Consider the following 14,693-nt stretch of genomic DNA (forward strand, 5'->3'; position numbering starts at 1 on the left):
AAGCGAGTGATGAATCAAAAGGTGGTTTTCATTGTCAGGTACACAGCACCACGATCCTCAGTCGTGGCACCGCCACCGGAAAAGGACGAGTAGCCACCGGCGTAGCACGCATAGTTTTCGTTACCACTAAAGGCGTTGGGAGTAGAGCCGTCGCCCCCCGTCGGGCCGGTACTCACGCCGCTTTTATTGCACTTCTCGGTCTGGCCGAAAGAGTCCACATACTTCAGGTCGACAAAGTATTTGTTGTACACAACGGCACCCACGCCGAAGGCATAGTTGCCGGTGTCCTTGGCACCGCCACCGGACACCGGGGACACGCCGTCGATGCCGACGTTGACGGACATTGGCGCGTTGAGGTCAACGCCCGGGAATACCTGGTACCAGGTCGGTGTGAAGTTGACCGCGATCCCCCAGTTGTCACGGGTCGGTTTGTCGATACCGCGATAGCTGTCCTCACCCTTGTAGAGCGCCTTGTTTTTGTCATCGATGCTCAACAGGTTGCTGTAATACAGTTCGGCAAGCACTGTCGCCTGATCGAACACCGGCGTTTTAGGCAGGGTCATCAGACCGTTCAACGTCCAGTGCAACGTCTCGCCGGTGGCGCTCATGCTGTCGCCGCGGCTCGGGGTGTCGTAGATCACGCCCGTGGCATCGGTGCGCGCCGGCAACAGGCCGAGGCCTTTGCCCAGGCCCAACGGACTGGTGGAGCTGACGATTGCCGGGATACTGGCCAGCGGCATGTTGTGACGGATGTTCAGGTCGGAACCCACACTCACGCCGCCAACGTCCTTGGACAGGCTCAGGCCGAAAATCTTGATGTCGTCGGCATAGGCCAGTTGATAAGTGGCGGAGTTCAACGAATTGAGCGTGTTGACCACGGCAGGCACTTGCCCTGCTGGTCGGGTGCCGTTCGGGTTGGCCGACGATATGCCTCGGGCATCCAGCCAGGCTTGCGGCAGGATTTCCGACGTCTCGCGGTAGTAGACGCCGAGCGTCCCGTCCAGCCAGGCCGGCGACCACTTGGCCATGACGCCCCAGTCACCGCTGCTGTGCGGCGTCAGGTCATGCCCACGCACCACGTTGGTCAAACCGTTGCACGGCGCCAGGCCGCAACCCAGCGGGCTGCCCGGAACCACGGCGTTGGTGTTGCCCAACAGGAACGATTGCGCGCCGAAACCCACCAGATCGGAACCACCGTAGTAGGTGCCGGCTTCAGGCAAGCGAGCTGCATCCCAGTCGAGGAAATACTGAGCGCCGATGGTCAACTCAGGGTTAACGGTGAAGGTCGTCGACAGTTGGTTACGCGGTACGAACAGTTCCTTGGCTTCAGTGCCAGGCGACGCCGCCAGCTTGGCGAGGTCGAGGCCGGACTGGCCGTAGCTGATCGAATGCACCGGGTTGAGAATGGTCTCGCCCCAGAACACGTTGTGCTGACCGGCCTTCATGCTGAGCAATGATTCTTCGCCCACTTCAGTGCTGTAGAACACGAATGCATCGAGGATTTCACCGGACGGGCCGGTGTAGTAACGCTGGGCGTAGTTGCTCAGGTGCGGGCTGCCAAAACCGACGTTGTCGTTGGCGACGGCAGCCAGGCGTGGGTCGTTGGCGACCAGGCCGGAGCGTGCATCGTTGCCGTTGACGAACGGGTTGGAGTTGGAGCCGGTGTTCTCATACGCCTTGTCGTACCAGCTGGCGGCACTGACACGAAAGCCCATGGTGTTCTTGTAGACCACGTCCATCTCGGTCAACAGGTCGATACGGTTGGTGATGTTGGTGCCAGCCTTGCGGAAGTTGTAGTCGCCATCGTTGTTGTTTGGCGTCCCCAACATGCGCTTGTCGGCGCTTTCGGTGCGCACACCGTAGTTGTACTTGATGGTGTTATCGATGCGCGCGGTCCAGTCCGGGTTACCGGTATCCAGTTCAACCGCGTGGGCGGTCGGCATGGACGCGGCCAGAATGGCTGAGGCCAGCAATGTGTAACGCGAAACCGTGAACCCGTGACTCTTATTGTTGTGCATTGCGTTGTCTCCGCCTTTTGTATTTGTTTTAAGCGCAGCCGCCCTCACGCATTCCCTTGTACCAGGGTTTTGCGTTGCTCAGGATTGAGGGCAAATGCCGGTTGGCTTGCGGCCAGCCGGCGCCTGAATTAGCGATCCAGCTCGAGAATGAAAGCTTCGGCTTCTGGCCAGTGGCCAAATCCTGCAGCCGGGTTCAGATGACCTACTGCACCGAGATTGCGCAGTTCGGCACCCCAGCCTCGAGCCATGCGATTGACGGCTTCGAGACTGGCCAGGTGATCATTGGTGCTGCCAATCACCAGGCTTGGGAACGGCAGCGGACCTTCGGGTAGCGGATTCCAGCCATGGGACCGCAGCGATTCGGAAGAAGGGTAGCCTTGCGGCCAGGTGGCATCGAGGTCCGGCGGCGCGGCCAGCAGAGCGCCCTTGATCGGACGGCTGTGCAACGCGGCCCAGTGCGCGACCATCAATACGCCGGCACTGTGGGCGACCAGAATCACCGGCCCGTCGATTTGCTCCAGTTCATGCTGGATCGCACGGACCCGTGCAGCGCAGTCGAGTTTGTCGGTTTCAAGCGGTGGGACGCTGCGTACCTTGGCAAGCCTGGCTTCAAGCAAAGTCTGCCAATGCTCGGCCACGTGCTCACGCAAGCCCGGTACGATTAAAACGGTTGCAGCAGTTTGCAGTTTGTCCACGTCAGCACCTACGCTTTCTCGATGACTCGACTGACTCATTGGTCAGACGTTTTTGTAGTGCTGACATTAAAGAGCGCCCACCCCGGACGCTTTACATTAGACGTCAGTCGCTTTTCTTTTCATGACAAATTCGGGGGCGTCGACGTGAGGTGCCCGCTGGTCGAAAACCACGGCAGGTTTGCCCAAGGCCACTGTAATCAATACGTGGACGGATTTATCGCGATCAGATGGCTACGTTTAAAGGGAGAACCGGGCGCCTGACTACACTCAACCAACAACTTTCCATTTCATGACGTGCTGGATATAGTCGCCACGCTCATTTCCACCCTCACCGGCCCAGGGAAGACCCACGCATGACCAAGCTTGTTCGCGCCGCCGTCTTGACCAACTACCTGGAGGTCACTAATTACCTGGGTTTCAACCCGCGTGATGTATTGGCTGCCAACGGCTTGAGCAGGGCTCAGTTGCTGGCGCCGGAACACCGGATCCCTATCGATTCCGCCGTGCGCGTGCTGGAAGATTCCGCCGTCGCCAGTGGTTGCCAGAGCTTCGGCCTGAGCATGGCCGAGTCACGCCAGCTCTCGGATTTCGGCGTGGTCAGCCTGCTGCTCACGCACCAGCGCACACTGCGCGAAGCCTTGCAGGTGGTGGTGCATTACCGTCACTTGATGAATGATTCGCTGGCCATCTTCATTGAAGAGGCCGGCAAGATGGTGATCATTCGCGAAGAGGTCGTGACCGATACGCCGATGCCTTCACGGCAAGCCAACGAACTGGCCATCGGCGTGATGTTCCGTTTGTGCGCCGCCCTGCTCGGCGCGCACTGGCACCCCTACAGCGTCAACTTCACGCACCAGCCTCCGGACAACCTGCAACTGCATCGTCGCCTGTTTGGCTGCACCGTGGAGTTCGGCAGCGAGTTCAATGGCATTGTCTGCCCCAATGCCAGCCTGGACGTGACCAACCCCCACGCCGACCCGGCCATGGCACGTTACGCTCAGGGCTACCTCGACTCGTTGCTGAGCCATGAAGGCGAGTCGTTGCTGTTCGAGGTGCGCAAGGCCATTTACCTGCTGCTGCCCATGGGCCGCGCCACTATCGAGCAAATCGCCCAGACCCAGGGAATGAACGTACGGACGCTGCAACGACGCCTCAAAGACGATGGCTGCGCCTTCAACGACCTGATCAACGACGTGCGCCGCGATCTGGTCCTGCGTTACCTGGAGAATCCGAATTATTCACTGGGGCGCATCGCCGACATGCTCGGGTACTCGATGGCGAGCTCTTTCACGCGCTGGTTCATCACCCAGTTCGGCATGCCACCGGCAGCGTGGCGCGCACAAAAACAAGGCAGCGCCAAATCTGTCCCGGGTCATAACGAATCCTGAGGCCGCCAAACCCCTGAGTCCCCCCCCGGGAATTCGGGGTATTAAACATCGCCCGAAAGCGCCTGTTTAAAACCATTCCAGGTTACTTCCGGAAAGCCACAAGACCTTGCGCCGTTGCCTACGGCTACGCCAGAATCCGCCGGCTTGTGCGCCTTGGTCCGGGTCTCTATCGTTTCCGGGTCGCTGACAATTCAGCGATCGGGTTTAGCAGCTCGGACAAATATCAAGGCACGTCAGTGCCGCCTCTGATCAACCGACACTGTTTCGTCAGTTGCTCTGCGTTATGGCGGCTATGCGTGGGGCACTTCGGTGCGCCGGGTTCCTTGATCCCTGGTCTGCTAACCCGCGTACAGCCGCCACCCACTTCGTTTAGCAGCGATGGATGCTGGCTCCCATGATCAAGGAGTTTCACCATGTTCAAAATCACGCCCAACCCGCCAGAAACCGACGACGTTTCCCCTTACGAAACCCCCGACTCCAAAAAACTCAACGAAGCCGCCGACCGCGCCCTCGATTACTACCTCAAACCGGTCATTCCAAAAGACACCCCGCGCAGACCCAGCACAATCTACTTCGTTGGCCCCGACACCGACAACGAAACCCTGCTGGTCAACGCCTGTGAGACATTGGCGTCAGCGAGTGTGATGTTGAGTGATTTCGCGGGGCAACTGAACGGTACACAGCGCCACACCCTGCTGGGCATTCAAAACTCTGTGATGCTCGGAGAAATGGCGGTGAACCGGATGCTGGATAACGTCGATCCGCACAGCTAACGCTGATCTTTAACGAGGCTCAATCCTGAGATAGCGAACAGTCCTGGCGACATTCAGGACTCGTCCTACAGCCACGATCAACCTCGTTCGTTAACGTCGCACAGCTCCTTTTTCCGGAGCTATCGACGGACGAATGCAAGGAAGATCAATGGCCGGTAACAAGGAAGTTCCCAGGGTTAAAAACCCACCCTCCGGTGATGGTCATCACATCACCTACCGTTTCATGACGGCCACCGAACTGGCCGAGCGCGAGGCGCGACAAAGCGCCTACGACACCATGCTCGCCCGGCAGCAGGCTTTTGAAGATCGGCTTCAAGCCTCTACGAAAAAGCCGGAAATCGCTCGCGCAGGATGCGTCTTCGCCAAATCCTGCAACCTTCCAGACGCCATCATTAATTACTCGAGTCCTTCGGGTGTGGTCCCGACCGATAGCCTCAAGGATTACGGCAAAATTGCGTGGCTCGGCGCTCGTGACGTAGACGACGCCGGGCTGCTGAATCTCGAAACCATCAGTGGCAGTACCGTCTCCCTCGGCATTGGGCGGCTCGCCCTTAGCGCCCCAACTCTTGCTGCCCCGGTTCTGGGCCTTGGCGCTGCCGGAGCCGCGACATTGGCCGGTGTCGTCGCCTTGTTCTGGACGCAGAGCCTGGGTGATAGCGCGCTCTATACCGAAGACCAACTGCGTACCCTCAAACAGGCCAGAACCCGCGTTAGGCTTCAGGTCGAGCAACAGGCTGACGGCAGCCTCAAGGGCTACGGGTTTTACACCGGCAAAAACCGTGATTGGGAAATGGTCGATGTTGTGCAGTTCACACTGCGCGGCAGTCAGCAGGTGGCGGATCTTGGGGATGGCGTCGAGCTGATCTGGACACCGGCCGTGGATGGCTCGGACATCCTCGGCATTCCTGCGCTGGAAACGGCACCACCGGCGCCGCATATCTGGGTGTACCCGCCGACGCCGGCGGCGGCGGCGGCCAGCATCATAGTGAATCCGGTGTATCCGCCGGAGTACAAGGATTTCATTCTGGTGTTCCCGGTGGGGTCGGGGGTGAAGCCGGTTTACATTGTGGTGAGTGTTTCTGATCACAATTACCATCCGGCACCGACAGGCCTTACTGCTTTTCCTGACGCGACGAAGTCAAATCGTAAAACACCCATAAAAGGCGGTGGCGGACTTAGGAAGCGATGGAAAAACCCAAAAGGGATAATTTTCGAATGGGACTCGCAGCACGGAGCTGTCGAGATGTACGACAAACGTGGTCGTCATCTCGGTGAATATGATCCAACTACGGGCGAGCAGACCAAACCCGCAGATAAGACCAGGAGTGTGGAACCATGATTTACGTCATAGAAGCATTTGATAAAAAAACCGAGCTCATCGCATTCGAAGAAAAATTGCCGAGTGGCTACGATAACGAGCTGAAAGCGATTATGGGATGGACGGCGGACCAACAAGGTTGGGAGGGATATAACCTCACTGCCGAGCAGCTTGGTGCGTTGGAAGGAATACTCGGCAAAAAAATTTATGATCCAGCCTATCTATTCCAGCTGACCTGCAACGCCTAGATACAGCCGCGCTCAGTTCTCAAGCCAAATCCCCCCGGCCTAATTACCTGATCGGGATTTTCTTTAACCCGTCCCTTTTAGATAGCGCTGCTGCTAAAAGCATTGAGCCAACTGTGTAACCGCAGCCCTGTGGCGAGGGAGCTTGCTCCCTCGCCACAATAGCTACCTCATCACAAACTGTTTTCGAACCAACGAAAAAAGCGGCGACTGCTTATACAGTCGCCGCGAAAAGCCGGCGTTTGTGACACCGACCGAGAGCCGCACAGTGCTGAGGAGTCAAACCCGGTGCGGCGCTGCCATAAAACGGATGTTGACCGGGCTCAGAACCCCCAGCGCAGCAACAGCAGCACCAGGACGACAAGGAACACCGTCTCCCCCACCATCAGGAGAATGGGCTTGATGCCGACGGAGGCCAGCTCCTTGAGCTGAGTCTTCATGCCCAGGGCACTGATGGACACCACCAGGCACCAACGCGACAGGTCATTGACCGTGCCTTGAACGACGGGCGCTATCCATCCCGTACTGTTGATGCACGCCAGCAGCAGAAAGCCGACGGCGAACCACGGCAGCAGCGGCGGTCGCTTGCCGCCCGTTTCGGCGCCTTGCATGCGCGTGACCATGGCCGCACAGACGATCACTGGCAGGAGCATGGCGACTCGCATCAGCTTGACCACCGTGGCCGTGTCGCCCGTTTCGGTCGACATGCTGTAACCGGCACCGACCACTTGGGCCACATCGTGGATGGTGGCGCCGAGGAAAATACCCGCCATTTGCGGTGACAATGACAACCAGTTGGCAATCATTGGATAAACAATCATCGCCATCGTCGAAAGGGCCGACACGCCAATGACGGTAAACAGTGTGGCGCGTTCTTTCTGCGGATGATTGGGCAAGGCTGCCGCCAGTGCCAGCGCTGCCGAAGCGCCACAGATCGCCGTCGCGCCACCGGTGAGCATGCCGAATAAACGCTGGAAACCCAGCATCTTGGCCGCAATCACCGAAACGCCAATGGTCACCACCACCAGCGTCACTACCAGCGCCACTGGCTTCCAGCCCAGACCGGCAATCTGCTCAAGGGTAATGCGCATGCCCAGCAGGGCCACGCCAAGGCGCAACACGGTGCGCGCGGTAAATTCGATACCCGCCTTGCACACGCCCTCCCCGGCCAGGAAGTTCAGCGCCATGCCCAGCAGCAAGGCGAACAGCATCACCGGTGCACCGTAGTGCTCGGACAAAAACGAAGCGGCGGCGGCCACGATCAGACTGACGATAAAACCCGGGGCCAGTTCGCGTGTTCGGCTATGGATACGGGTGAGAGCAATGGCGCTCATGGCGCGGACTCCTCAGAAGCGATAACGATAAAAGCCTGGCCGTCGACGAGCTCGACCGGGTAATTGTTGACCTTGAGCTGGGTGGAATTGAGCAGGTAACCACTGCGCAGATCGAAGCGCAGGCCATGGGCGCAGCATTGAATCACCCGGCCATCCAGGCGCCCGCCGCACAGCGAAGCGCCCTGGTGCGGGCAACTGTCATCGATGGCAAACACGTCGCCTTCGACGTTGAACAGCGCGAGGCTTTTGTTCTCGAATTCGAACAGCGCACGACCACCCGCCTGCGGGAGCTTTGCGGCAGGCACCGGGACACGACGCGTCATGACGGGGTCTGCATGCGCTGGCGTTCCAGCGCTTCGTACATGACGCTCAGCATCACCTCGGCAGGCTGCGCGCCGACCAACGTTAACTGGCGGTCGAACAGAAAGCTCGGCACACCGCTGGAGGCCCCGACCTCGTTACCGACAAAGGGACCGGATTCGTCTCTCAGGTAGTCCCTCACCGCGTCAGCGTCGTAACCGCACGATTGGGCGATGGTGATCAACGTCTCGCGGCGACCGATGTCCTCGCCGTTCTGGAAGTACGCGGCGAACAGACGCTCCAGCAACTGGTCGCGTTGAGCCGTGCTACCCCGCGAGTTGGCATGCGCCAACAGACGATGGGCGTCCGCGGTGTTGGGCATGGTGGTGATGCGACTCAAGTCGACGTCTACCCCTACCGCTTTCGCCGCCTGCTGCACCTGAGCCTGACGCATGGTGACCGCTTCGGCGCTGCCCAGACGGTTGAGGTAGAACTCGGCGAACGGTTCGCCCTGTACCGGCAGGTGAGGCAACAACTGCACCCCGTGCCATACCGTGGTGACCAGCACATCCGGTTGCTGCGCGTGCAGCAACGCTTGCGCGCGCTCCAGTTGGCGCTTACCGATCAAGCACCAAGGGCAGATGAAATCGAAAAACACATCTATACGTAAACGAACACTCACACCTTCACCTCTACCACAGCTTCACTTACAGAATCGTTGACACGTTCACCCGCCAACCGGGCGATATCCTTGTGGTAATGACACTTGGCAAAAAAGAACACCGCCGCTGCCGCGATACTCACCAGCGGTACCAGTTGGAAGGCCGCGTGCAAACCGATCAGGTCGGACACCTTGCCGGTAATGAACGGCCCCGGCGCCAGGCCGAGCAAATTGTTGGCCAGTGTCAGCGTGGCAAACGCCGTACCGTGCACCGAATAGTGGGTCAGGTTGGCAACCATCGCCCCGGCCGGGCCGGTTGTGCCGGCGGCAATCAACATGCCCAGGCAAATCAACAGCAATTGCGCAGGTCCCGGCGGCAAGGCAAACGCCGCCGACAGCAGCAGGCAACTGCCCAGGCAATACGCGATGGCCAAAGCGACCTTGCGTTCGGCCGACTGACGACACATGCGATCACTGAGCATGCCGCACAGGATCATCCCGGCACCGCTGCACAGGACGATGATCGCCGCGACACCGCCCGCCTTGTCCGGCGCCATGTCGTAATAGCGATTGAGGTAGCTGGGCATCCACACAATCACGGTGCCGCCCACGAACAGTTGCAAGCCACTGCCGATGTAAGCCGCAATCACCGAAGGGCTGGAGCACAGCGTGCGCAATGGACGCTTGACCACCGCGGCGGTTTTTTTGCCCGCCTGGGCGGCGCGTTGCGGGGCAATGCGCGCTTCCTTGACGATGATCGGGTAAAGCACCGCCAGCAGCAGACCAAACAGGGCCATGCCGGCAAACGACCAGCGCCAGCCGAGCTTGGCCGCGATAGCGCCGCCTAACGCCATGCCTAACACCGAACCGAACATCCCGCCCGCCATAAAGGCACTGGCCAGGGTGGCCCGCATGTGTTTCGGAAACACCGAAATCACCACGGCAATACCGACGCTGCCATACGCAGCCTCACCGACACCCACCATGAAGCGGGCGATAAACATTTGCTGGTAGTCCTGCGCCAGCGCACAACCCAGCGTGGCCAGACTCCACAGCAACGCCATCAGCGCCAGGCTTTTAACCCGGCCGAAGCGGTCAGCCATCAACGACAGCGGAAACGTCAGCAGGCCGACCATCAAGGCCACCACGCCGCTGAGCAAACCCAGCTGGCCGTCCGTCAGGGCCCACTCGCCCTTGAGCATCGGGAATACCGCGTTCAGCACTTGGCGGGACATGTAATCTGAAATCAACAGGCCGAACGTCAGTGCGAAGACGATCCAGGCATATTTGCGCGCAACACCGACACCACTGGTGTCGTCATCGTCGGCGGCGATAGGGTGAAAGGCCATGCAGCCTCCTCGAAACATTATTTTATTGTTGTTATCGAGCGTGTTTCACTGCAGCGAGCGAGGGGTCTACCCCCCTCGCTCCCGCTGTCGGTCAGCCGCGTTGCGGCACACCTTTTTGCCCAGCCTTGCGGTTGGGGGCCATGCCGTTGGCCAACAGTGTTTCTTCGATGGTGTCGTACTTCACACCGATGCGATAAATCTCGCGAGCTTCTTTACCGGTAGCGATTTCACGACCCAGTTCATGAGCAATGCGCACGGTCTGCTTGATCTGAGCAACCGAACCAAAACGCTCGCCCTTGTGATCAATGATAGTGTCTTCGTTGCCCACGCGCGGGTGCATTCCCATGGCCATCGACATGGTGTTGAACGGCAGCACGTTCTTGAGCAGCGACTCGGAGGTCAGGGTGCAGCCGTCCGGTACGCGGTGGATGAAGTTGAAGAAGTTGAATGGATTCGGGCCGTCGAAACCGCCGCCGATGCCGATCCAGGTCAGGTTCAATGGACCTTTGTAGAGACCCTTGCGTACCATGCGCTGCAGCGTTTCCAAAGCGTGCATGCCGGTCAGCTGGAAGTGCGGCTGGATATCATTGTCCATCAGTCGCTTGAGGTGCTCGATAACCCAGGCCGGGCCGGCCGGTACGGTCATTTCGCTGTAGGCCGCCTGGTAGGCAGGGTTGGCCAGGGAAGTGCCTTCCAGGTATTCCGGATACAGCAATTCCATGATGTTCATCTGGGTGGTGTTGATCGCCACCGTGACCTGATCCGGTTTTGGCGTCAGCTCGGCCAGCATGTGGCGGGTATCGTCGGACAACCACAGCGCGGCTTCGCCATCGCTTTCCGGTGCGAAGGAAATCGAACCGCCGACCTGGATAATCATGTCCGGCACCGCTTCACGGACGCCGGCAATCAATTCGTTGAACTTGGACAGGCGCTTGGAACCCTTGCCGTCCAGTTCACGTACGTGCAGGTGCAGCACGGTCGCGCCGGCTTCATAGCACTCGACCGCTTTCTGGACTTGCTCGTCCATGGTCAGCGGGATGTCTTCCGGGAAATCTTCGGGCATCCACTCAGGGCCGTACGGGGCCACGGTGATGACCACTTTTTCCATGTTTTCCGGGTGCAGGGAATCGTCGAAGAATTGCATGAGTAACTCCAGTTTTTATGATTGTCCGCCTGCCGGTCATGCCTGGCAGGCGCGTCTACGAGTACAAAATTCAGAGGGGATCGTTCAGAACGTCTTGTCGCCAATAATCCCGGCGCGTTCCATCTTGCGATGGCACGGCGGGTAATCCATGACCGCGTAATGCTGGGTGCTGCGGTTGTCCCAGATGGCGATGCTGTTCGGCTTCCAGCGCCAGCGAACCTGATACTCAGGGATGTACGCCTGGCTGATCAGGTAACGCAGCAACTCGCCGGCGCCAGGGTTGGCGTCCTGACCGAAGCGCACCCGCTCAGGGGTGTGGTAGTTGCTGAAGTGCGTCGTGAAAGCGTTGACGAACAGCACTTTCTCGCCAGTTTCCGGGTGGGTGCGCACCACCGGGTGTTCGGCGTCCGGGTACATCGCCTTGAGCGCCAGGCGTTTTTCAATCGGCATGGCGGCACCGAAGCTCGCTTCGATGCTGTGGCGGGCGCGCAGGTCGGCGATCTTGACCTTTACGTCTTCCGGCAAGTTCGCATAGGCCAGGACCATGTTGGCCCACATGGTGTCACCGCCCACAGGCGGGCACTCTACGCAACGCAGTACACAGCCCATCGGCGGGGCTTCGCGCCAGGTGGCGTCGGTGTGCCAGGCGTTCTCGTAGCGGTCCATTGGCTGGTCCGGATTTTTGTAGATGCGCACCAGCCCCGGGTGATCCGGGTCGCTGCCGGCCACCGGGTGATCCTCCAGCTCGCCGAAACGACGGGCGAAGGCCACGTGGTCGGCACGGCTGATGTCCTGATCGCGCAGGAACACCACCCGATGCTTGAGCAGCTGGGCACGAATCTCGGCAAACAGACCGTCGTCATGCACCGCGTCGGCCAGGTTGACGCCGATCAGCTCGGCGCCAATGCTGCAGGTCAATTGTTCGACTTTCATGGCTGGCAGCTCCTTAAATGACGAAAATCGACGAACCAGTGGTCTTGCGTGACTCCAGGTCGCGATGGGCCTGGACGGCGTCTTGCAAGGCATAGTGCTGGTTGATTTCGATCTTGATGCGACCGCTGCCGACGTGGTCGAACAGCTCGCCGGCCAGCTCGGCTTTTTCCGCCGGATCGGCGATGTAGTCAGCCAGGGCCGGGCGCGTCATGTACAGCGAGCCCTTCATCGCCAGCAGCGCTGGATTGAACGGCGGAATCGGACCGGATGCAGTCCCGACACACACCATCAGGCCGCGACGCTTGAGCGAATCCAGCGAACCCTCGAAGGTGTTTTTGCCAACGCTGTCGAACACCACGTTGACACCCACGCCGTCGGTCATTTCACGAACGCGTTGGGCGACGTCTTCATGGCTGTAGTTGATGACATGGCTGCAACCGTGAGCCAGGGCAATTTCGCCCTTGGCCTCGGTGGATACGGTGCCGATGACGTTCACGCCGAGCAACTTGGCCCACTGCGAAACGATCAGGCCGACACCACCGGCAGCGGCGTGCAGCAAAATAGTGTCACCCGCCTTGAAGTCGTAGATGCGGCGCATCAGGTACGACGAGGTCAGGCCGCGCATGGTCATGGCGGCGGCGGTTTCGAAGCTGATGGTTTCCGGCAACTTGATCAGCGGTGCGGCCGCGATCAGACGCTCGGTGCTGTAGGCACCCAGGGTATTGAGAAAACCGGTGTAGGTGACGCGATCCCCCACTTGCACATTGGTCACGCCTTCCCCGACGGCCTGAACCACACCGGAAGCCTCAACCCCCATTCCGTTGGGCATAGGGATCGGATAGGTGCCATTGCGGAAGTAAGTGTCGGCATAGTTCAAGCCGACCGCCACATGACGAAGACGAACCTGGCCTGGACCGGGATCGCCGACTTCCACGTCTTCATAGCGAAGGACTTCGGGACCACCGGTTTCGTAGAAGCGTACGGCTTTGGCCATGATTTCTTATTCTCCAATCTGCAATGTTGGCTTGCTGCGTCGAAATGCGCTGATTGGACTGTAGGATGCCGCCCTGGGAACCGCTTCTCATCAGACGACAATGGCTTTTCATTTCATGACACACGCCTTGAGGAAAGATTCGGGTTGAGGGCCGGAGATGCGCCGGCGGCCGTGTTTAATAGTTTTTGAGGGTTATTGATTCGGATTATCCAGTCAGTGCGGGCAGCATGCGCCCCGCTTTGCCGGAACCTGAATGACAACTTTCATCACTTGAGAACAGAACACATGAGCATGTCGAATAAATGGATTGCGGGTATCGCCTTGAGCTGCGTGTTTCAGGTCGGCTGCGTCTCGAAAGTGGCGCAGCAAGAGCAGTATTCGGGCTTCCTGGCCAATTATCAGGGGCTGGAAGAACAAACGACGCCGAGCGAACAGAAAGTGCTGCGCTGGGTGTCGCCCGGGTTTGATCCTCACGCCTATTCCACTGTCGTGTTCAAGGAAGTAGAGCTGTATCCGGCGCCGAAACCGACCGAACGCGTCAACCTGAAAACCCTGCAAGACGTGCAGACGATGGCCAGCAACAGTATCAAGACTGCCCTGGCCCCCTCCTACACCATTGTCTCGACTGCAAAACAGGCACCGGCCGCTTCGCGGACCTTGATCTTGCAGGCGGCGATTACCCATGTCAGCGCCAACAACGAGGGCATGCATTGGTATGAGGCCGTTCCAATCGGCGGGATTATCGGGGCCACTCAAGCCGCTACCGGCCATCGCGATCAGACGGCGGAGATGTTTATTGAAGCCGACCTGGTCGACGCCAACACCGGTTTGGCAGTCGCCAAGGTGGTACGCAAGGTGTTCGGCGCGACGTTGAAAAACGCCAGCCAGCCTATCGCTGCCAATGACTTCAAGGTCGCACTTAAAGACGTGACGAACGACATTCACGCACTGCTTTCCAAGCAGTAACCCCCGCGGAGTACCCCATTGCGAGTAGACGCGCATGGGGTTTCAGCCTCTGGCCTGAACAAACTGTAAGGCCACGAAACGACGTTTTACGAGAGTCCGGTTTGATGAAAATACTGACGTTTACCTTATCGGCCCTGGCATTGCTCGCCAGTTCGCAGGCATTGGCGGTGACCGTGGTGCCGCTGAAGAGCCAAACTTCCCAGACGATCCAGCAAGACACCAGCGCCTGCCAATCTCAGGCCAATGCCCAATTCCCGATCCAAAACACAACGCCATCGGGTGGTCGGGTAAAAGGCGCGACCAAAGCGGCGGTCGTCGGAGCCACTGCCGCGGAGGTTCGAGGCCGCCAACACGACAACCTCTACGACCAGGTCGACGACGATATCAAGCAAGACTATCGCCAGAACAATGCGCGCAGTGCCGCCGCGGCCGGTGTGGTGATCGGGGGATCCAGACAACGCCAGGAGCGCCGTCAGGACGCTGCCGCCACCGACCAAAGCGTCACCGCCAACAACTCCGTGTACAGCAGCTGCCTGCAACAGCGTGGCTATAACGTTTTGCCTTGATCCAGGCGC

15 protein-coding genes are annotated in these 14,693 nt (G+C 59.3%); 6 read left to right on the top strand and 9 right to left on the bottom strand.

Features of this window, described 5'->3' with window-relative positions; all coding sequences use genetic code 11:
- Window positions 1-14: 14 nt before the first annotated feature.
- Together H8F22_RS02380 and H8F22_RS02385 are read right to left on the bottom strand one after the other, a co-directional pair.
- The gene (locus tag H8F22_RS02380; RefSeq protein WP_194939732.1) at window positions 15-2,018 is read right to left on the bottom strand and encodes a DUF1302 domain-containing protein; all 2,004 of its coding nucleotides are present in this window, start codon (window positions 2,016-2,018) and stop codon (window positions 15-17) included.
- A 128-nt stretch (window positions 2,019-2,146) separates the two neighbouring features.
- Window positions 2,147-2,713 (bottom strand): RBBP9/YdeN family alpha/beta hydrolase, encoded by a 567-nt coding sequence (locus H8F22_RS02385; protein ID WP_059181160.1) that lies wholly within the window; start codon window positions 2,711-2,713, stop codon window positions 2,147-2,149.
- Between the two features lie 353 nt (window positions 2,714-3,066).
- Here H8F22_RS02385 and H8F22_RS02390 point away from each other — a divergent pair, with 353 nt between their 5' ends.
- The 4 genes from H8F22_RS02390 (at window position 3,067) to H8F22_RS02405 (ending at window position 6,440) form a co-directional block, all read left to right on the top strand.
- Window positions 3,067-4,101 (top strand): AraC family transcriptional regulator, encoded by a 1,035-nt coding sequence (locus H8F22_RS02390; RefSeq protein WP_027921443.1) that lies wholly within the window; start codon window positions 3,067-3,069, stop codon window positions 4,099-4,101.
- A gap of 413 nt (window positions 4,102-4,514) precedes the next feature.
- The gene (locus tag H8F22_RS02395) at window positions 4,515-4,874 is read left to right on the top strand and encodes a DUF6124 family protein (RefSeq protein ID WP_027921444.1); all 360 of its coding nucleotides are present in this window, start codon (window positions 4,515-4,517) and stop codon (window positions 4,872-4,874) included.
- A gap of 148 nt (window positions 4,875-5,022) precedes the next feature.
- Window positions 5,023-6,213 carry a colicin E3/pyocin S6 family cytotoxin gene (locus H8F22_RS02400; protein ID WP_194939733.1) on the top strand — a complete coding sequence of 397 codons (1,191 nt, stop codon included), beginning with the start codon at window positions 5,023-5,025 and terminating at the stop codon, window positions 6,211-6,213.
- On the top strand, window positions 6,210-6,440 hold the full coding sequence (locus H8F22_RS02405; protein ID WP_027921446.1) for a DUF7683 domain-containing protein: 231 nt from the start codon (window positions 6,210-6,212) through the stop codon (window positions 6,438-6,440). The genes H8F22_RS02400 and H8F22_RS02405 overlap by 4 nt, the downstream gene beginning before the upstream one ends.
- A 320-nt stretch (window positions 6,441-6,760) precedes the next feature.
- On the opposite strand, the gene H8F22_RS02410 is transcribed toward H8F22_RS02405, so the two are convergent.
- The 7 genes from H8F22_RS02410 to H8F22_RS02440 form a co-directional block, all read right to left on the bottom strand.
- Entirely contained in the window at window positions 6,761-7,771 is a 1,011-nt protein-coding gene (locus tag H8F22_RS02410) for a YeiH family protein (RefSeq protein ID WP_027921447.1), read from the bottom strand.
- Complete coding sequence (locus tag H8F22_RS02415) at window positions 7,768-8,094, bottom strand: Rieske (2Fe-2S) protein (protein ID WP_027921448.1); 327 nt, start codon at window positions 8,092-8,094, stop codon at window positions 7,768-7,770. Before H8F22_RS02415 ends, H8F22_RS02410 begins: the two co-directional genes overlap by 4 nt.
- Window positions 8,091-8,753: a DsbA family oxidoreductase gene (locus H8F22_RS02420; RefSeq protein WP_027921449.1), complete on the bottom strand. Its 663-nt coding sequence runs from the start codon at window positions 8,751-8,753 to the stop codon at window positions 8,091-8,093. Before H8F22_RS02420 ends, H8F22_RS02415 begins: the two co-directional genes overlap by 4 nt.
- Entirely contained in the window at window positions 8,750-10,081 is a 1,332-nt protein-coding gene (locus H8F22_RS02425) for an MFS transporter (protein ID WP_027921450.1), read from the bottom strand. Before H8F22_RS02425 ends, H8F22_RS02420 begins: the two co-directional genes overlap by 4 nt.
- Window positions 10,082-10,172: 91 nt before the next feature.
- Complete coding sequence (locus H8F22_RS02430; RefSeq protein ID WP_027921451.1) at window positions 10,173-11,225, bottom strand: BKACE family enzyme; 1,053 nt, start codon at window positions 11,223-11,225, stop codon at window positions 10,173-10,175.
- A gap of 84 nt (window positions 11,226-11,309) precedes the next feature.
- Window positions 11,310-12,158, bottom strand: coding sequence for a TauD/TfdA dioxygenase family protein (locus H8F22_RS02435; protein WP_027921452.1), 849 nt, complete (start codon window positions 12,156-12,158; stop codon window positions 11,310-11,312).
- Between the two features lie 13 nt (window positions 12,159-12,171).
- Window positions 12,172-13,152, bottom strand: a complete 981-nt coding sequence (locus tag H8F22_RS02440; RefSeq protein ID WP_027921453.1) for a quinone oxidoreductase family protein — start codon at window positions 13,150-13,152, stop codon at window positions 12,172-12,174.
- Between the two features lie 285 nt (window positions 13,153-13,437).
- On the opposite strand from H8F22_RS02440, the gene H8F22_RS02445 reads away from it, so the two are divergent.
- On the top strand, window positions 13,438-14,118 hold the full coding sequence (locus H8F22_RS02445; protein ID WP_027921454.1) for a DUF3313 domain-containing protein: 681 nt from the start codon (window positions 13,438-13,440) through the stop codon (window positions 14,116-14,118).
- A gap of 104 nt (window positions 14,119-14,222) precedes the next feature.
- Window positions 14,223-14,684, top strand: a complete 462-nt coding sequence (locus H8F22_RS02450) for a hypothetical protein (RefSeq protein WP_027921455.1) — start codon at window positions 14,223-14,225, stop codon at window positions 14,682-14,684.
- Window positions 14,685-14,693 lie beyond the last annotated feature (9 nt).

Source organism: Pseudomonas mucoides, from assembly GCF_015461845.1.
In the GTDB taxonomy this organism is placed as follows: domain Bacteria; phylum Pseudomonadota; class Gammaproteobacteria; order Pseudomonadales; family Pseudomonadaceae; genus Aquipseudomonas; species Aquipseudomonas mucoides.